Genomic DNA, 18,609 nt, shown 5'->3' with positions numbered 1-18,609 from the left:
CTAGCCTCCGCTTCTCAGGCGGTCCAAAGCGTCGGTCACGAAACGCTTGTCGCCAACGGTGTTCTTTTGCCTAACGTCCGATCGCACATTGTGCGGTCCCTTAAAGGAAGTCGCGGCTGAATCATCCATAAGAACAGCCTCCTGCGCAGCCGCTCCGCCGCGAACGATCGTTAGAGCGAGTTCACCAACATCTTTCTTGAGCAAGCTCATAGTGTAGCGTCCATACCCACGCTCATGGACCTGGACAACCTGTCGAGCTTCAAGCTCCCGATAATCTTCGCCAATAGCGCGAACGCCGTTTTTTCCAATCTCTCGTCCTGCGATCAAAGCTCTAAGTAGGGCGTCGGGCATTGTGATACTTCCCCTGACGTAGTTGCTCCTGGTTTGGCCATATGTGAGCGAGGCAAGAAGAGCCTTTGCATCATCGATTGGATCGTCCTCAAAAGGTCTGCCGAACTTCTGAAAATCATTGGGTGACGCTATATAACCAACCGCTTCGGTGCTGTTGCTAACTTCCATTCTGTCAAAGAAGCCGACACTTACTAACCGCCTGTACAAATCTTGGCCCAGAATCCTTTCGACCTCTCTGTCGAAAAGCGCGCCGTTTCTTCGAAGTTTTTCCTGAACCTCCAGTAGATTAGATTTCTCCAAATCTGTGAGGCCCTCCAAAACAAGGAGAGCTTTCGCTGCATACTGACCGTCCCGAAATGTATTGGAATTGAATAGGATCGTTCGTCCGCGATCGGTCTCTTCGTCGATAATTGCAGTGGTTTTGCAGAGTTCGATCAGGTTCGACGTATCATTGCTTGCTATATGAAAAACGTCAGCAACATATTCCATAGCGTCTTTTCGGCTAAGCGGCTTTTCTGCCACCTTTTCTGAAAGCTCGATTACGGCTTCTTCGTCCGTGGTGGGTGTCGCGTCGGTGAAAATGTCAGCAGTGACCTCCAGAACAGCGGTGCTTGTCGCACCAAGGACGCTCACAGATTCATTTTTAGCAACATCTATACGCCCAAGATCTTGTAAAATATTGAGCCCGACTTCACGCGTGGAACGATCAATGCCATTCAGCTGGCAGACCTTGGAAATCGTCCGTTTATCTAGGGTTGGATTTGGATTATCGGCGATATTGCGTCGGAGGAGATTATAAAGCCTGCCGACCCGTCCAGCATAGGAAATTGTTTCCAACCGAGCGGCACCGGCTCCAGTGACGGAATCTAAGTTTTTAGACTGGGCAAGAAGCCACGCGCCTTTCGTCTTCTTTTCCATGCAATTTGGCGCGACTCGCCACTCCCCATTTTGCCCAAGGCCCTTTTAGACGACGTGGCGCGTTTAACTAGGGGTGTGAGGGCAGCGCGCACGCCAATTTGTGCACGTACTCACCGAAATGCCGTGTTTTGCCGCAATTTTTCGAAGGGAATGCCTAGTTCGCGATCCGACCCAGGGCAATCGAATGGACATACAACTTCAGCCCTGCTGCGCTTTTCCTGTCGAATCCATGCAAGGCAATTTTGCTGAGGGGGTTTGATTTCAGCGGAACATGCCACTCGTTCGTGCAATTTCGAACAGGTTGTGGAGAGGGGCTAACCGGCGCCTGAGCGTCGCAGTGGCTACTTTGTCAAGTCTCCGGTCGCGATAATTGGCAAAATCGGACGTGGTAAGTCTCGACAGGCGTTTGGCACAAATTGGATCGCGGAGGAACGCGTTCAGCACGATGGTTTCAGTCTCGGCACCCCGCTTCGCCGGAACCACCTCATCGCGATATCGAACCACGAGGTCCCGCAACGTGATTGTTCCAAAACTTTTGGGTTAGGCGGGTAGGTCTTGCCGGTCAGCTAGAACCTCTCGGTCCCGAGCCTTAGCATCCGCCTTCGTGACGAAAGAACATGTTATCGGGGCGATTCCCCTCCGCCGGATTTGGACCTGCCATTTGGCCCGCCGCTTGCGAATTGTGGCCGAACCCTTTTACTATGACAAGAGTGTGACAGCTACGAATTCGATCAGTCCTGAGGCGGGTGTCGCTTAGCGGAAAACGAAGTCTCTACAGGAGGTTGGATGGTGGGCGTGACAGAGATTGAACCTGCGACCCCTGTAGTGTCAAGGCAGCGACAGGCATTGCACGAGGATGTTTCCCGCCTGCCGAATCACAGGAAACCGTGGTAGCGCAGGTGAATTGTGCTTCCCCTCACCCCAGGGGCGGCTGATCGGCCAGCGCTCCACGCCGGGCGGCTAAGCCGAATGGCCAAAACCGCCTGAGCCTGCCGAAGGAAAGCGGGCTCGGTTTACGAGGAGCCGGCGAGCGCCGTCAGGCGGCCGGGCGCCCAACTATGACCGAAGCTTGGACAGAATCTCGCATGGATCCGCGTCAAGCGCAGCCGTCACCTCGAGAAACTCAACAACATCGAGGCGCCGCTCTCCACCTTCGTATTTGGCGACGAAGGATTGCGGGCGACCAAGCTTCTCGGCAACCTGCGTCTGGGTCAGGTTGTTGGCCTTGCGTAGCGAAATCAGTTGATCCAGCAATCGCAGGTGCCGGGGCGATCGGAGAGATTTGGGCATGTGGGCGAACCGGTCGGGAAATGACCGGCTCAGCGACTAATCCCGGTTTCGGATTATCCCATTTTGGGATATTCTGCTTCGCTCCAGCACGCGAAGACACGAGGATCGCAGCAGAGAATGAATCGACCAACCCAAACTGATGAGGCTCAAAAATCGCAACTGTCTGACGAAGTGCCTTGGTCGGACAGCCTCACGGCTTACGACAACGAGCACTTCACCATCTATCTTCGGCTCCTGGACGCGGCTGCTGACGATGCCAGCGAAGAGGAAATGGCACAGCTGATCCTCGGTATCGATCCGGCACGCGAACCGGAACGGGCCCAAAAGGCACTGCGAAGCCATTTGGACCGTGCGAACTGGATGGTCACGAGTGGCTACAAGGAATTATTCGCCAGCTGAAAAAGCGGGCAACGCATTTCCTCGATGCTGTCAGTCAAGGAAATCTCTGTAACCGCCATTCATGAGGGCGCGGCCACGCCTCACGGCGCGGCGGATGTGGTCGCGCAGGTGATCGCCGGGATGCATCCAGTCGGCCCGGACGCGCCCTTTGCCGAACACGGCCTGGGCAATGTCACGGTGCGAGGCTCCGGCAAGCGAGCCGTCGAGCGCCCGAATGACAAAATGCAGACGGCGGCTGCGCTTTTCGTGCGGAAACAATCTCGCAGGGAGCTGTCCGTGCGCGCAAAGAGCATTGAGACATTCGAGCGCCCATAGGCGGTGCTTCGGCAGATCCGCGGGCCACACCGCGTCGGCGCGGAGTCCAACCGGCTGCAAAACGCTGGCGCCCGTCACGATGAGCTGAAGGTGACGATCGGCGGTCCGCAGCAGGACATGTTGCTTGTCGTCGGAGGTGAGCTGGACTGTTGCCTGGCATGGGAGCGCCACCAAATCAAACGGCGATCTTGTGGATGACGAGGATACCGGTTCGGCGATGAGAGGCAGCACGTGCTTGCACTGGCGCGGACACCAAAGCACGGCCGCATCAAACCCTAGCGAGCCCGCGAAACGAAACGCCCCAGCGCGACAGATCGGCGGCCGACTCGATCACGTCCAGGGGTGGCCGGCTTGCCTGATATCTGACCTGTTCCTGCGCAGCGATCAGGTCACGCTGAAAGGCCGGATTGCGCCGCAAGAACTCCCATGCCCAGCCGCGTCGCGTCAGCTGAGTGGCGTAGTCGTACGACCGTTCATCCCACCAATCCGGCTGGTGGGCGGCGGTGCCATCTGCCAGGCTCATGATGCGTCCCCGCCTGAAGCATGGAGGCAACCGTCAAGCATCACGCGGCCTGTGGACTACCGGCGCCCACAGCACCGGGCTGCTGAGACCGCCGTTGTGTCGAACCGCATCAAGGCTCTCGGTGGAAACGTCTAGATATCCTGCTACGGCCCGGGTATTGCCGATCGTGCGCGGTTCGCTGATCCGCTCCAGTGGCCACTGTGCTCGACGAAGGATGCGCTCCATGCGCAAATCGGTGACCGTGACAATTCGGCTGAGACTTTGCCACAGCCCGAACTCGATCATGCCGGCGAAGAGTTCGTAAGTGCCGATGGCAATGCCACCCGCCCCCTTCGGGGCGGACGCTGGAAGGTCGAGCGCGAAACGGCTGCTTTCCCAGATGAGATGATCTTGCGGCGCCGTCTGTTCTTCCAACAGGACCGGAAAAGTGTCGCGAAGCATGATCGGTCCGATCGTGGGAAGAAGACGGACGCAACCGTCGACGTCAGCGCCGGTACCGCCCAGCAAGAGATAATGCGGTCTGAGCGCATCAAAGGAATCGATCTCGTAGCCGCCACTGGTTCCCACGTCCCAGTCGAGCCGCTCCTTGAAGACGCGGTGTCGCAGACGGTGCATCGCGTGAAGATGGTCAGCGAAGTCGCCGTACCATTCGGGTGCAATTAGCTGGATCATGCGGGCCTCCTTGCAGGAATGACCCTGCCATTGGAGGTGAACCGTCATCTCGAAACAGCCTGTGCACCTATACAGGTGAAAGCCGCTTCGTCAGCTAAGAACGTCTTTCGAGGTGGAAAATTGCGCGACGGCTTGCGTGAGAGTGCGCACGCCGAGCTTCTTCCTGGCATCGTCCAGACGAAACGCTGCTGTGCGGCGCTTGATCCTCAGAATGCAGCCGATCTCCCAGGCCGATTTGTCCGCTGGCCATTTGCAGGCACAATATTCGCGGGGCGTCGCGGAACGCCGCTTACCACCGATCGCCTGGCCGAGGACGATAGACACAGTGCAACAAGGAGCCGATGCCCGCCCGTGAGGATATAGCGTCTGATGTTGCCCGCGAGTTCGCCAACCGCCGGCGTCACAAAGAAGGGCGCCGCAGCCGCAGATCCCTTCCTGCCCGTCCCTGTACCGGGAGAATGGGCGGTAGGTGAATGAGGGGCGGCGCCAACCAGGAAAAACGGGGCAAATAACGTGAAGCGATTGCCCGGCCCTGCCCGCTTGCTGAACCGGCGCGGGCCTGTGCTGGGAAATGGGGCTCCGGCTTATCCCTTGCCACCCGGGCCCAGCGGCGGCCCGACGACCATGACTGCCGGATCAACTGGAAGCAGCTTCTTTGCCGCCGCCCTCACCTGGTCCAGCGTCACCGCGTTAATGAGGCCGGGGCGGCGCTGCATATAATCGATGCCGGATTCATCGAGCTGCAATTCGACCAGCGTCGCGGCAATGGCGCAAGACGAGTTGAGATTGTTAATGGCAAAGGCGCCGATCATGTATTTCTTGGCCGCTTCCAGCTCGGCCTCAGTCGGGCCCTCCTCAGCCATTTTCTTCACTACGTCGCGCACGATGCCCAGCGTCTCGGACGCACGATCCGAGTGCGTCGCGGTGGTGATGATAAGCGCGTTGGAATGCCGGTCGTCGGTCAGTGTGGAACCAACGCTATAGGCAAGGCCCCGCTTTTCGCGTACCTCCTTCCACAGCCGCGTGGTGAAAGCCCGCCCGCCGAGGATATTATTCATCAACTCCACAGCGTAGAAATCGGGCGAACTGCGTTTCACGCCAGGCCAGGCAAGCCGCAGCGAGGCCTGCGGCAGCTCGTAGTTTACCTCGAGCTGCTGGCCGAGCTTCGGCGTCACATCGGCCACGGGAGTCAGCATCTGCTTCTCCGGCAGATCGCCGAACACGTCGTCCAGTTTGCCGCTTAGTGTTGCCGCGTCGATGTCGCCCACCACCGCCACATGCAGGCCGCCGCGGGCGAAATTCGCCCTATGGAAGGCCTTGATAGCCTTCGACGTGATGGTGGTCAGGCTGTGCTTGGTCCCTTTGTCAGGCTGCGCGTAGGGATGCTCGCCATAGATCGCACGTAGCCAGCGCTTCTGCGCCACCGTATTGGGTTCGCGCTCATCGGCCAAAATGCCGGAGAGCACTTTGGCGCGAATGCGGTCACTGGAAGGCCTCGCTGTCAAGGTCGCCGGAGCCTTCCTCGAACAGGCCGGTCATCAGGTTGACCAGACCTTCCTTGCCGGCGGGATCCTGCGCCGTGCCGCCATCAAAGGCGAAGCGGATGGCGATCAGCGGGATCGAATGGTCTCCGACCAGCCAGGCGGTGATGCCCTTCTTCGATTTGACCTCCAGTATGTTCATATCGGCGCGCCCTGCAAGCGCCGGCAGCAGCAGCCGCGCGCGGCAAGCGCCGGCAGCAGCAGCAAGAAAAGCGCGAAACAAAGGGTATCGAAAGCACGCGCCATCTTTCCTTCCCCCTTCGTGCAAGAAGGGAGGAACGTGCGGCGCCTAGGCATCAGGGCAGAGCTCATCATCAATTCCCCGCTTGTTGCTGCGGCAAGAGATAGCCGGTGGTCGAGTGGTCGAGCACCAGGTAGCGGGCGGCCACGGCGCTCACCTGATCAGCAGTGACCTTGCGGATGCGGTCCGGCCATTCCTCCACATCCTGCACATTGCCGCCGGTGGCGAGCATCCGGCCATACAGCATGGCCATGAGATCCTGCCTGTCGCGGGCGAAGATCATCGAGCGGACAGAGCGAATCTTCGCCCGCTCAAGCTCGCCGTCGGTCACGCCGTCCTTGACGATGCAGGCGATCTCGGCATTCACCACCGCTTCGACTTCGGCAAGCTTGGCATCACTGCGCGGAGAGCCATAAACGGTAAAGCGGGTGTCGTCGAGCATGGTGCCCTGGAACGAGGCGACGGCTTTGGCGGCGATGCCCTGCTTGACCACCAGCTGCTGGTAGAGGCGGCTGCGTTTGCCGACGCCCAGGATCTGGGCCAGCAGGTCGAGCGCCTCGGCCTCGCCAGGCTGCGCCGTACGATAGGACGGCACCACCCATTGCGTCGAAAAGCTCGGCACCGAAACGCGCGCGTCCGTGAGCGTAACCGTGCGCCTCGTCTTCTGTTCCGGCTCGACCGGGCGGATGCGCGGTCGCAGATCCGGCCCGCGCGCCACCTTGCCGTAGGTCCTTTCGGCCATCGCTTTCACCGTATCCGGATCGACATCGCCCGCCACCACCAACAGAGCGTTGTTCGGCCGGTAGTAGCTGTCGTAAAATGCCTCGGCGTCGGTGCGATTCAGCTGTTCCATCTCCTGCATCCAGCCAAGCACCGAGATGCGGTACGGTTGGTTCTGCCAGAGCGTGGCTTTGATTGCTTCGTTGAGCACCGCCTCGGGTTTGCTGTCGATACTCCAGCGGCGCTCCTCCAGGATCACGTCGCGCTCGGTTTTGACGACGTCGTCGGTGAGGACGAGGTTGCGCATACGGTCGGCCTCGAAACCCATCATCTGCTCGAGGGCCGAGGGCGGCACCGTCTCGTAGTAGGCGGTATAGTCGTAAGAAGTGAAGGCGTTCATTGAGCCGCCGACCTCGGCCACAGCGCGCTCGAACTCGCCGGCGGCGTGATTGCTCGTTGCCTTGAACATCAGATGCTCGAAGAAATGGGCTATGCCGGATTTGCCGGGGGGCTCGTCGGCGCTGCCGATCTTGGTCCAGACCATATGGGTGACGATCGGCGCGCGATGGTCGGAATGACGACAACTTCCATGCCGTTGTCGAGCCGGAAATGCCTCACCTGAGACCTGCCGGCGGCGTTTCGGCGGCCAGCGCCGGCGCGGTCGTAATAAAAGCCAACGTGGTCGCCGGTAGCCATCCGACGGCATTTTCGGAGAGCGTGATCATGGGACGATGTCTCCTCATTCCGTGACGGGTTTGCGGATCATCGAGCATGCACCGTGCCAAGACCGAAATCGTTTCAGAACAATGCGGCGATAATGCCGGTATGTGTAAGTCCGACATTTGTGCAGGGTTTCGGACCTTTGTCGGATATATCGGACACCGCCGAAACGTGGTGAATGCGCGTGAATGCAGCTTCTCCAGCAGAGGAATCCTGTGCGCCACTACCGATAAGGCCGGGCAACCGATACTTACTCATGGGGTTGGCGAGTCCGCGACAGAGTGGGAGTGATCGGGATCGCCTCCTGCCGCACTGGATCTAAGATATTGAACCATAGGCGCCAAATTTTACGACCTCGTCCCACGTCGCGTCCAGTAGTTCACCCGTTCGGATCGGCAGCCGCGTCATTGGTCGGACGAGGACAAGGCGCGGCTTGTTGCGGAGGCGCTGGCTGCGGCAAGATGAATCATGCGGCTGTAACAGTTGGGAAGGCGGCTGTTTTTGTGCTCTCCTTCCGCCATGGTTTTGCCTGCTCCCGACCTGCCGGACGACGTCGATCCGCTGAAGGCGATGATCCTCGCGATGGCCAGCGAGCGGACTGCAAACGAAGCTCAGCTTGCAGCAGCGACGGCGGAGGTCGCCCGGCTGACGGCCGTCGAGAGAAGCGCCAACGAGCGGATCGCCAACCTCACGTCGATCGTGAAGGTGCTGGAGCGCGCGCAATACGGCAAGCGTTCCGAACGGCTGCACCTGTCAATCAACGATGAGCAGGCATCCTTTGCCTTCGAAGAGGTCGAGACTGGCCTTTCCGCGATCCAGAGCGAATTCGATCACGCGGTCGGGGACAAGCCGAAGCGTGCCCCGCGTCCGCGCAAGGGCTTTGCCGTTCATCTCGAGCGCATCGAGGAAGTTGTCGAACCGGAAATCCCAGCCGACTGCGCAGGGCTGGAAAAGGTTCTGATCGGCGAGGATCGGTCCGAGCGGCTGGACGTCGTGCCGCCGAAGTTCCGGGTCATCGTGACGCGCCGTCCCAAATATGCCTTCCGGGATCGGGACGGCGTGGTTCAGGCACTGGCGCTGGCGCGCATCATCGAAAGCGGCCTGCCGACAGAGCGGCTGCTTGCCCATATCGCCGTGTCGAAATACGCCGATGGCCTTCCGCTTTTCCGGCAGGAGGCGATCTATCTGCGTGATGGCGTCGAACTCAGCCGATCGCTGATGGCGCACTGGATGGGGCATCTGGGCTTCGAGCTGCAGATGCTTGCTGATTACATCCTGGAGCGCATCAAGGAGGGCGAAAGGGTCTTCGAAACTGGCGGGGTGGTGTGATGTCGACCATACTTGTGACTGGGGCAACGGGTGGGATCGGGAAAGCAATTTGCGAACGGCTTGCGGCCGGTGGCGCGCGGCTGATGGTGGCGGCCCGCAATCAGGTGCGGCTTGAGTCGCTGGTTTCGACCCTGCCTGCACCAGCCGACGGTTCGCATAAAGCTATACCTGTTGATATGGCATCGGAAGCCGCGTTGGGCGAGTTTGATCGACACCTCGCCACGTCGGGCCTCAAGCTTGATGGGGTCGTTCTTATGCCGCCCCAACCGCATTCGTCCGCTGACCCTATGCCCGAGCCGGAGGTCTGGCGAACGCTGTTTCAGACAAGCTTCGTTGGGCCGTTGTCCCTGTTGAAGTCGGCAATCGCTCGGATGGAACCGGCGCCTGAAGCAGGCCGTCGCTGCAAGGTCGTAATCATTTCCGGCATTTCTTCGGCTCAGGTTCTTAGCCACTACGCCACCGCCAACGTCATCCGCACCGCGTGGCTTGGAGAAGCGAAGACGCTTGCCTTTGCGCTAGGCGAAAGAGGTATTCATGTGAACACTCTTTCACTCGGCGGCACGCTGTCGCCCCGGTATCGGGATGCAATTGGCAGGCGAGCGCAGGACGCCGGCGTGACGTTTGAAGAAAGGATTGCGGTCGAGACCGGCAATATTCCACTCAAAAAGTATGGGACGCCGTCTGAAGTTGCCGTCGTCGTCGAGGGCTTGTTGTCACCCCTCACTGATCACATGACAGGCTTGAACATTGTACACGATGGCGGATTCACTCGGGCTTATTGAGGACGCCCTGCGCGCGATTGCGGGGCTGACCTTCCATCTTGTCCGTGATTGCCTGATTGGCGGTCTTTCAGCCTGAGCTGCCCCACGGGTACCAAGTGTCAGGCTTTTACCACTAGGAATTCCAGCACCCTGTACTCCCAATCCAGCCGTTCCGCCATACCGCCATACGCACAAACGCCGCTGGACCGAGAAACAGGCAGGTGCGCGCGCCTAGCCCATACAGATGATCGTTTACACAGGTCAGGATCGCCGTATGCATCCGGTGAAGCCTCGCCGGAGGCGTACATTGCTTCCGACATCCAAGGAAACGGGTTCTTGGCTTCCGCGAACACGGGAGCCAGCCCCAGTTGGGCGCAGCGGCGGTTCGCGATGAAGTGGGATATACTCTCGCAGAGCGCAGCGTTGAGCCCGAGAAGCCGCGGGGCACGTGTCCCGCCCACAGGCCGGCGGCTCCCAGTTCGGCTGACCGCAGCATGCCGCGCACCTCATCCTGTAAGGCGGTCAGCCGAACTTGAAATACGTCCCCAAAAAAGTCTAGGCGATTCCCGTCACTTGGCTGCCAGAGTGCCCAGAGTGCGCGAGCATTAGCGACGCGTCAGGACGCTGCAGAGAGCTGTTCCAGGAATGTCTCGAAGACAATTTGCATTCGCTTACTTGTCCCCTCAATCCTTCTGCTGCGCGCCATCCAGACTTACGGAAGCAGACCGGCATGGCTGCGGTCACGTGTGCCTACGTTCGCGCTCTTTGTTGGCAATGCTCTGCCGCGCCGATGAAGGATGACACGATCAACTCATCCTCGGTATAGACAAGCCAACGGGCTCAAGGATAGGAGCGAAAACGCGCCGGTTGATCACGCTTGCGCACAGGGCCCGCCGGTCGCTCAATTGAAAGCTTCAATTGCGGCGGGCGCTCTCCCGTGTGCAATTCGAGTAGACGTTTCTCCAGTTCCTTGTCCGCTGCCGTGTGGCGATAGTTGAGGCGAAGGTAGTCCGTCCAGGTCGGCGTGCGAAATGTCTCAGTCCAGCCGGACGGCTCTTGGAGGTCTCGCTGGAGACTCCAGTGCCGAGCACCGGCGCTGCTCTGCAGACGCCGCCGTTCGTGCATCTGCTCCAGGAACGCTTCCACGTTTTTCCCTGGTATTAGATATTCGATCTTGACGACGATGGGGCCGCTTCTTGGCTTCAGATCGAGGGCAACTTCCGGCGCCGTGAACTCCAAAGGGTCTTGGTCAGATTCTTTCCATTGACGAATGGGCAACAGGAACCCGGTGGCAGCGACCAGCAAGAGAGCGACAGCGGAGCCCTCCAGGGCCAGCGGCAGCGAGTAATCCTGGGCTACCGTACCCCACACCCAACTGCCGGCCGCGATGCCGCCGTAAGAAAGGGCATAATAGATCGAAAGCGTGCGACCTACGACCCACCGCGGACTCGACAATTGCACACTGACGTCCAGGCCAGTCCAAGTGATGACCCAACCCGCGCCGCCGAGCGCGAGTACCATGGCCGCCAGTGCAAGCGAAGAGGTCAAAGCAAGAGAAAAAGAACATGCGGCGCAGGCGAGGCAGGCGAGTGTTGTCAGCCGCTCCTGAGACATGATCCTTCTCAAGAAGTTGTTGCTGATGCCGGCGACCAAGGCGCCGGTGCCGAAACCAGCCATCAGGGTGCCATAAGCGATTGGCCCTCCCCCCAACTGATCGCGAGCAACCAGAGGGAGCAGCGCCAATATAGAGATGCTCGCCAATCCAAAAAGAGTTCCGCGCGCGATTGCTGCCTTGATTTCCGAGGACATCGCTGTAAACCGCACACCGTCATGGACCGCGGTAGACATAGGCTCGCGCGGCAGGGGAGAAGACGGACCGTTCCAGCTGCAGCGCCCTACCGTCCACAGCAACGCCAGATAGCTAAGCGTCGCCAGGGCGAGCGCCGTCAGAGATCCAAAGGAGGCAACGATGATCCCGCCGAGCGCCGGGCCGACACTCCGGACAGCATTGTACCCGACCGACATGAGCGTGACGGCAGCTGGTACATCGCGTTTGTTCAAGATATCGCCAACCGAAGCGTGCCAAGCGGGATCGGTGAAAGCGGCGCCGCATCCCACCAAAAAGCTGAGGCCGAGGATGATCAACGGATCGACAACGCCCAGCCCCACAAGGCCGGTCAGCATCGCCGATGCCAACGCTATCAGACACCAACCAGCAAACATGATATTGCGACGGCTGAAATTGTCGGCAATGGCCCCAGCGAATATGGATAGAAAGAACGCGGGCAGCGTCGATGAACCTTGTACCAACGCGACCATAAGGTCAGACGGTGAGATCGTTGCCATAAGCCAACTAATGGCAACGGTCTGTATCAGCCAGCCGAGACTGGACACCTGGGTGGCGAGCCAAATCGATCGGAACGTCTGGTTGCTCAGCGGCGCAAATGTCGCCGACGAAACTGGAGCCCCATTCGTGCGCGCCGCCTTGCTCATATCAAGTCTTCACGTTGGACCGCCATGCCGTTGCTGAGTCTTCCCGACTGCAAAAAAACGAGAGTATCATTTGGCGCCCGCCTCGCTGATATTCGCATCGGAAATCCGATCGACATGCTTCCCGTGCCATTTGGAGGTGAACCGTCATTTCGAAACAGCCTGTGCAGCCGCACAGGTGAAGACGCTTTGTCACGACGAAAAGTTTTTGGAGGCGGAAAATTGCGCGACGGCTTGCATGAGAGTGCGCACGTCAAGCTTCTTCCTCGCATTGTCCAGATGAAACGCTGCTGTGCGGCGCTTGATACCCAAGATGCAGCCGATATCCGAGGCGGACTTGCCGCGCGAGGCCCATTGCAGGCACTCATATTCGCGGGGCGTCAGCGGAACGCCGTTTACGATTCGACCGGCTGAGAGCTTGCGGCGGGCAAAAATGTGAAAGCAGGTCGCCATGAACTGAAGAGCCTGTTCATATCGCTCCGCGACGCTGAGGAAAGCGGGATTGGGCTGAGCAGCGGCAAAGGTCATCGCCGCAACGCAACCCCGCCTATCAACGATCGGGATCGTCAGGCCCCAGCGGATGCCGAACTCGGCCGCTTCCTCGAACAGCTGCTGCTCGAATTTTGAATTGCGGCTGTGTTCAGGTCCCCAGCGAAATGGGCATCCGCCACACTGCGCCCGCGTAATGACGGGGTCGACTCTCTGATAACCGTTGTTCAGATAATGTGCGGTCCAGGGAGGCGGATAATTCGAGATCAGCCTTGGCTTGCCCGAAGGACGCGGTGGCAAGGACAGATAAGCGAATGTTAGGAGATCGAGTGCTGCGGCTGCACGCGCCATGGCTTCGCGGAAATCCGTCTCATCGACGCTTTCAGAGAGCTGTTCCAGGAATGTTTCAAATACAAATTGCATTCCCTTCATCATTGTCTTGAACGCAATCCCCTCGATCCGTCTGCCGCGCATGATCCAGCCTTACGGAAGCAGATCCCCATACGACCGATGTGGTCGCGGGCAGTCTCCTTCGCGGTTGGCTCCCTTGTGACGCACGGTCCAGACACGGTTCCGCGACCTGTGCTCGATCTTCATTGGGCTTTGGTCAAGCCGTACCCCACCGGGTCGCCTTCGACAGCGAACCCGATGTTCAAGGGTAGAAAGCACCGGCTCAGTATCGACACCTTGCTGTAACGCACGTCTGCCGCGCGCCGGAAGCTGGCGGTGGGCGGTGGCGCAGCGGAGATGCGAGAGCTCAATGTGCCTTCCCAATACGCGGATCACCTTCTTCTCAAACATCGATTTGCGAAAGCGCCATCCGGCGCTTTGAAAGACTGCCCTGCCGGTTGGGAGGCACACCGGCAGGGCACGCCGCGCAAAACTCGCGGCCACGTGGCGACCGGAAAGCGGCGGCGATTATTTGTCTTTTGGGGCCGCACCTGGCTTGATGAAGAACAATCAACGCGTCCTCGTTGCATGCCGACACCGGACCGCGGCATACCACGACATCGGACGAATCCATTGGTTCGAGGTGCCAGCCGCTGCATAAAGAAGCGCGCCCTCCCCACCTTGGCACCGGTTACAGCGATCCCTGTGTTCGAGTTTGGCAGCGCCGTTCTCGACCGTCTCCGCCTCTCTGAGGGTTGAACTCGGCTTCCAGCTTGCCGCTTAAGTCAATCGAAGCGGCGACGGCGGCTTCAGATATCCCAGTTATGATGTGGGCGATACCGAATGAGACCCGCTGCTCGGTAACGAACCTTGCAGTGGCCTGTAGCCGGAGATCCAGATCACGATTGTGATGGAGGTAACGGTGCCATATGGTTGCCTCGTTCTGGAGATTCCGGACGGTCTCACCCCCTTGCATTGCAGATTCCCGATTTCGATGGCGCTACGCGCCTTTCCCTTGAGGATCAACCGCCGAACGGCTTGCGTCAAATTCAGTTTACATACCCTCGGCATCTGGAAGCGAGATGACTCGAAGCCCGTCGAACCACCAATTTACTCTGCTTCCGTGTGCCACAGGGGCAGCGAAATAAGACGGCAGAGTCTGCGGTGGGTCGCGCCGATCCGCCGCTTTCGCGGGGGACATTCGGCGCCTTGCGCAACTGCGGCGGAGCTTGACCGGCTCTATGACGCAATCAACGAGGCGGTCGACCTGGTCGGGAAGCCATATCACCCCTAAGCCAAAGTTATTGCCCTTTAGCAATAGCTGCCGGTGCGTAGTCAGGCCAGCTTCCCTCCTCTTCGAGGGCATAGCCGGCCGAGCGTATGGTACGGATGACGTTCTCGGACGAGACCTTTTTCAGGGTCCTTCTGAGCCGACTCATATGGACGTCGACGGTGCGCGGGCCCACATGGATGTTAGCGGGCCAAGCCGCGCCGATCAGTTCGTCGCGGCTGCACGCCTTGCCGGGATTCTCGATCAGATGATACAGGAGGTTGAACTCGATCGGCCCCAAATGGAGTTGATGGCCATTGCAGCGCACCCGGTGGCTGGCAGGCTGGATTTCGAGCTCGCCGAAGATCAGCGACCCCCCGCCCTCCCCGCCATCGGAACCAAGGGGCGCCATCCCCAGCTCCGCGCGCAGATAGGCGAGCAGCTTGGCCGGCGCGAAGGGCCGCGCGAAACTCTCGTCGATGCCGGTCTTGAGCAAATCGAGGTGCTGGTGCTCGGCGCCGGGCGCGATTAAGGCGACTACGGGCCGGGCGCTGGTCCGAATTTCGCCTTTCAACCGGGCACAGATCGCCTGCCCCACAGCGCTGGCCGGCTGGCAGTCGAGAACGACGGCATGGGGCTCTCGCTCAGGGCCTGCCCGACCGTTTCCTCGACGCCGCCGGCCAGCTCGGTCGCGAAGCCGTCCACCTCCAGGATGAGGCTGAGGTACAGGTAGAACTCAGCATCCTCCGAACAGATCAGAACCAGTGGCTTCATCTGCGGGCTCCCTGCCTCAATCAAGGAGCGGCACCAGTGTCGTCGGCAACTTACTCGTAAGGGCCGGTCCGTTGCGCCTGCCACATCGCTTCATCTGCCCGATCCTACCGACCATCCCCCGCGACGGCCTGGAAATTCGGGTTGCCGTAAACAGATGTACCCAAAATAGAAATCCTGTCCACCATTCCTGGAAAATGCTGCGCAACCGACACCTTATGTCGGGTTTGTCGAGTCCGTGACACGGTGGCGTTCGGTCTGGCTCGCTGCTGCAACTCGTTAGACCTTAATAATAAACTTTTAGTTGGCATGAATTTTGACGCTCCCTTTCAGAAGACGGCAGGAGCTGCCGTATCATCTCGTGATGACATCGCGAACGATGGAACGACGAAAGGAAGCCAATGTGTCAGGCCTGCATCAGATAGATCGTGCTCGCACGAAGGGCGTCTCGACTTTGCCGGCGACGCTCCGCCCACAGCTAATAGGTGGCGTGGACGTAGACCCCTTAAAGCACCGCTTCCATTGCATCGGCCGACGCCGGCTTGGGGGCGCGTTGTCGAAAATTGAGCGCGGTCTCCATTGGCCGCTCCCGGGAGAGGCAGAGCGCCGATGTAGGGTACTTTCTCGCGAGGCAAGTGTCTCCCAACCTCGACGACCCAGCAGACAACGCAAGTCTGAGGCGGGACCACCTCAGTCGGCCGCGTACCAAACGTTAACAGCTCCTGATCCTCTTAGGTCGGAAGCCGATCATCGCAACACTGAAACGCGTCAGTTTATCCAGAATGGACGACGCGAGCCTATGCGGCAGGATAAAGAAGTACCACTGGATCCGAGGAGACTACCAGCCTTAGTAGGTTGGTCGTTCGCATTTCTGAGGTTATCGAGTGCGGACACGCGTCACGCAATGTGAGTTAACTTCCGCCGAAACGCGCGCACGTTACGGCCCGCTATCGCGCACAGCTCGCCCGATCTGAGAACAGCACGCTTGTGGTCATTTAAACCACTTACTTGCGAAGGAGACCACCATGGATGGAGTGATTGGCAAGGCGCCACACCGGTATGTATCACCAAATGAATCGCTTTTAATGCGTGATCCATACCCTGTGGCTCGGAGATTGGCCAAGAATGTCGATCGCCGACCAAACGCGTTTAGTTGCCATCTAGTTGAACGCAATGCCTACGTGCAGAGGGATCCCTAAATGAATACCGACGTTTTTACGGCTCATGAATCCAACGTTCAGCGCTATGGGCGGTCGTTTCCCACCGTGTTCACGAAGGCCCTTGGGGCGACAATCTGGGACGAGGCCGGCAAGACTTATATTGACTTTCTTGTGGGGTCCGGCGCACTCAACTACGGACACAACAATCCAAATATTATGGCGCCAGCGATTGAATATCTCGTTGGCGAGAACATCCTTCTATCGCTGGACATGCATACAGCAGCAAAGAGGGAATTCATCGAGGTGTTTGTCGATTCGATTCTGAAACCCCGGGGCCTTTCTTACAAGATACAGTTCCCCGGGCCAACGGGCACAAACGCTAACGAAGCGGCGCTGGCGCTGGCGCGAAAATATACGGGCCGATCGAGCGTCATGGCCTTCACAAATGCCTTCCACGGCATGTCGCTCGGCTCGCTGGCGGTGTCGGGTTCGGCGTCAACCAGGGAGCTCGGCGGCGTTGCTCGCCACGATGTGATCCGTGTTCCCTACGATGGCTATCCAAATCAAGCTTTCGATTCCGCGAGTTACATTGATCACCTATTGGGCGACCCAGGAAGCGGCATAGAAAAGCCCGCCGCAATCATTCTGGAAACCATCCAGGCAGAAGGCGGCATGAACACCGCATCCGCAGCGTGGCTCACAGACATTCAGCGCATTTGCCGCAAGCACGGCGTCGTTTTCATCGTCGACGACATTCAGGCAGGTGCGGGGCGAACGGGCGACTTCTTTTCGTTCGAGTTCGCCAAAATCCAACCCGACATCGTCTGCCTTTCGAAATCCTTCAGCGGTTCAGGCAGTCCGTTTTCCATTGTTCTGATCCGCCCCGATTTAGACATATGGAATCCCGGAGAACATAGCGGGACCTTCAGAGGCAACAATCTCGCCTTCGTGACTGCAGGGGCAATGTGCAAATTGTGGTCCGACAGGCAGTTTACTGCAGGCGTCGAGCGAACAGCCGTCAAACTGCAAGCACTCCTTGATCGCCTCGTTGCGAAATTTCCCAAGTGCATCGAACAAAAGCGCGGCCGCGGCCTGATGGCCGGTCTCAAGTGCCGTTCACCGGCCATTGTCGGCCGTGTGCACGATGTCGCGTTCGAAAACGGCCTGCTGATCGAATCATCAGGACCAAATCGCGACGTCATCAAAGTCCTCCCGCCAATAACCATCAGCGATGACGAACTCCATGATGGCATCGCCATCCTCGATCAGGCACTACAGGAGCAAGACAATGACTGACCACGTATCTCAAGAGCCAACCATCTCCCCTGTTGTTATTAAAGAACGAACCGGCTCGATCAGCACTGCGGAGATAATCTCGGTGCTGAAAGGTGAGATCACCGCTGTGCACATCAAGCAAGCTTTCAGCACGCAAGTAGCCGAAGAGATCACCGCCAACTTTATTCGCAATCCTGGCCGCAAGGAGCGCAAAGACGGTGTCCCAGGAGAATACGTCGGCGCTTCTCACTACAGGAAGGATGCATCCAACTATTTCGCAGAGGCAAAAAATGCGCGGCCGTATGTCGACGCGCTTTTTGGCAATTTGGTTGATCCGGTCCGCGGAGTATTCGACGCCCTAAAGCGCGAACTGCACGACCAGGGCATTGAATTGCGCCTGGCACGGTCGGCGGACGGACAGGCTAACGTTTGTCGCGCTCTTAGCTGGACTGGCGGGGGCACGTATTCCCTGGAGCCTCACGACGATGTCGCTCAAGTCCTAAATGCCGGGAACGATTACGAGCTTCCTGCGGTGGCGAACAACATCGTAGCAGCGCTCAACTTCTATCCCAGCATGGCCGAGGAAGGCGGTAATCTGCGGCTTTGGAGCCACAAACCGACCGTCACCGACCGAAAGTCGCAGGGTGTGGAGGCCACGGGCTATCCCTATTCCGCAGATTATCTCCAAGCCGTTCCTTGCCACGAATTCCAACTCAAGGCGGGGGACATCGGCCTGATCGACGGCGGGTTCGTCCACGGCGTCACCGGTCAATCAGGGACTGGAAAGCCTCGCATAGTGCTGAATAGCTTTTTCGGGTTTGCGCGGCCGGATCTTGTTCTCTGGTGGACTTGAAGTCGACGTCGCAGCAACTGAACCTGCTTCCGCCGGCAGTTAAGGCGTCAACATCCTTTGTGACGGGAACCCCCTCCCGTCACAGACTGTCGTGCTGTTCGAAGGGGTGCCCGTAGCGGATCGTGTGGAAT

15 protein-coding genes and 3 pseudogenes are annotated in these 18,609 nt (G+C 59.0%); 5 read left to right on the top strand and 13 right to left on the bottom strand.

All coding sequences use genetic code 11. The features are described 5' to 3' along the window. On the bottom strand, nucleotides 1-1,269 hold the full coding sequence (locus tag ABVK50_RS05415) for a hypothetical protein (protein ID WP_353642535.1): 1,269 nt from the start codon (nucleotides 1,267-1,269) through the stop codon (nucleotides 1-3). A gap of 1,056 nt (nucleotides 1,270-2,325) precedes the next feature. Continuing rightward, nucleotides 2,326-2,523 (bottom strand): helix-turn-helix transcriptional regulator, encoded by a 198-nt coding sequence (locus ABVK50_RS05410; protein ID WP_353642536.1) that lies wholly within the window; start codon nucleotides 2,521-2,523, stop codon nucleotides 2,326-2,328. 153 nt (nucleotides 2,524-2,676) lie between these two features. On the opposite strand from ABVK50_RS05410, the gene ABVK50_RS05405 reads away from it, so the two are divergent. After that, a complete protein-coding gene (locus tag ABVK50_RS05405) occupies nucleotides 2,677-2,958 on the top strand; it encodes a DUF2285 domain-containing protein (protein WP_353642537.1) in 282 nt (93 codons plus the stop codon). Nucleotides 2,959-2,988: 30 nt separating this feature from the next. Here ABVK50_RS05405 and ABVK50_RS05400 read toward each other — a convergent pair whose 3' ends face one another. The 6 genes and pseudogenes from ABVK50_RS05400 to ABVK50_RS05375 all read right to left on the bottom strand — a co-directional run bounded on the left by ABVK50_RS05400 (nucleotide 2,989) and on the right by ABVK50_RS05375 (nucleotide 7,588). Continuing rightward, complete coding sequence (locus ABVK50_RS05400; protein WP_353642538.1) at nucleotides 2,989-3,504, bottom strand: DUF2285 domain-containing protein; 516 nt, start codon at nucleotides 3,502-3,504, stop codon at nucleotides 2,989-2,991. A gap of 37 nt (nucleotides 3,505-3,541) precedes the next feature. Beyond that, nucleotides 3,542-3,796: a DUF6499 domain-containing protein gene (locus ABVK50_RS05395; protein ID WP_353642539.1), complete on the bottom strand. Its 255-nt coding sequence runs from the start codon at nucleotides 3,794-3,796 to the stop codon at nucleotides 3,542-3,544. Between the two features lie 33 nt (nucleotides 3,797-3,829). Beyond that, nucleotides 3,830-4,468, bottom strand: coding sequence for an acyl-homoserine-lactone synthase (locus ABVK50_RS05390; protein WP_353642540.1), 639 nt, complete (start codon nucleotides 4,466-4,468; stop codon nucleotides 3,830-3,832). Between the two features lie 584 nt (nucleotides 4,469-5,052). Then, nucleotides 5,053-5,934, bottom strand: a complete 882-nt coding sequence (locus ABVK50_RS05385) for a pitrilysin family protein (RefSeq protein WP_353642541.1) — start codon at nucleotides 5,932-5,934, stop codon at nucleotides 5,053-5,055. A 16-nt stretch (nucleotides 5,935-5,950) separates the two neighbouring features. Beyond that, complete coding sequence (locus ABVK50_RS05380) at nucleotides 5,951-6,151, bottom strand: hypothetical protein (RefSeq protein ID WP_353642542.1); 201 nt, start codon at nucleotides 6,149-6,151, stop codon at nucleotides 5,951-5,953. A gap of 172 nt (nucleotides 6,152-6,323) precedes the next feature. Beyond that, a pseudogene (locus tag ABVK50_RS05375) lies at nucleotides 6,324-7,588 on the bottom strand (pitrilysin family protein). Between the two features lie 621 nt (nucleotides 7,589-8,209). Between ABVK50_RS05375 and ABVK50_RS05370 the strand changes: the two are divergent. Together ABVK50_RS05370 and ABVK50_RS05365 are read left to right on the top strand one after the other, a co-directional pair. After that, nucleotides 8,210-8,998, top strand: a pseudogene (locus tag ABVK50_RS05370) (transposase); the annotation flags it as partial. 20 nt (nucleotides 8,999-9,018) lie between these two features. Continuing rightward, on the top strand, nucleotides 9,019-9,801 hold the full coding sequence (locus ABVK50_RS05365) for an SDR family oxidoreductase (RefSeq protein WP_353642543.1): 783 nt from the start codon (nucleotides 9,019-9,021) through the stop codon (nucleotides 9,799-9,801). Nucleotides 9,802-10,085: 284 nt separating this feature from the next. Here the strand turns inward: ABVK50_RS05365 and ABVK50_RS05360 are convergent. The 5 genes and pseudogenes from ABVK50_RS05360 to ABVK50_RS05340 all read right to left on the bottom strand — a co-directional run. Continuing rightward, nucleotides 10,086-10,228: pseudogene (locus ABVK50_RS05360) on the bottom strand (ribonucleotide-diphosphate reductase subunit beta); the annotation flags it as partial. 392 nt (nucleotides 10,229-10,620) lie between these two features. After that, nucleotides 10,621-12,273 carry an MFS transporter gene (locus ABVK50_RS05355; RefSeq protein WP_353642545.1) on the bottom strand — a complete coding sequence of 551 codons (1,653 nt, stop codon included), beginning with the start codon at nucleotides 12,271-12,273 and terminating at the stop codon, nucleotides 10,621-10,623. Nucleotides 12,274-12,462: 189 nt separating this feature from the next. Beyond that, nucleotides 12,463-13,182 (bottom strand): LuxR family transcriptional regulator, encoded by a 720-nt coding sequence (locus tag ABVK50_RS05350; RefSeq protein ID WP_353646011.1) that lies wholly within the window; start codon nucleotides 13,180-13,182, stop codon nucleotides 12,463-12,465. Between the two features lie 1,268 nt (nucleotides 13,183-14,450). Beyond that, complete coding sequence (locus ABVK50_RS05345; protein ID WP_353642546.1) at nucleotides 14,451-14,993, bottom strand: response regulator transcription factor; 543 nt, start codon at nucleotides 14,991-14,993, stop codon at nucleotides 14,451-14,453. Continuing rightward, complete coding sequence (locus ABVK50_RS05340; protein ID WP_353642547.1) at nucleotides 14,990-15,193, bottom strand: hypothetical protein; 204 nt, start codon at nucleotides 15,191-15,193, stop codon at nucleotides 14,990-14,992. The genes ABVK50_RS05345 and ABVK50_RS05340 overlap by 4 nt, the downstream gene beginning before the upstream one ends. A 1,196-nt stretch (nucleotides 15,194-16,389) precedes the next feature. Between ABVK50_RS05340 and ectB the strand changes: the two genes are divergently transcribed. Beyond that, complete coding sequence (gene ectB, locus ABVK50_RS05335; protein WP_353642548.1) at nucleotides 16,390-17,646, top strand: diaminobutyrate--2-oxoglutarate transaminase; 1,257 nt, start codon at nucleotides 16,390-16,392, stop codon at nucleotides 17,644-17,646. After that, nucleotides 17,639-18,478 (top strand): hypothetical protein, encoded by an 840-nt coding sequence (locus ABVK50_RS05330; RefSeq protein WP_353642549.1) that lies wholly within the window; start codon nucleotides 17,639-17,641, stop codon nucleotides 18,476-18,478. The genes ectB and ABVK50_RS05330 overlap by 8 nt, the downstream gene beginning before the upstream one ends. The last annotated feature ends 131 nt before the right edge of the window (nucleotides 18,479-18,609 follow it).

This window comes from Mesorhizobium sp. WSM2240 (assembly GCF_040438645.1).
Lineage (GTDB): Bacteria > Pseudomonadota > Alphaproteobacteria > Rhizobiales > Rhizobiaceae > Allomesorhizobium.
The sequence above is the reverse complement of the archived record's forward strand: the minus strand, read 5'-3'. Positions and strand labels throughout refer to the sequence as shown.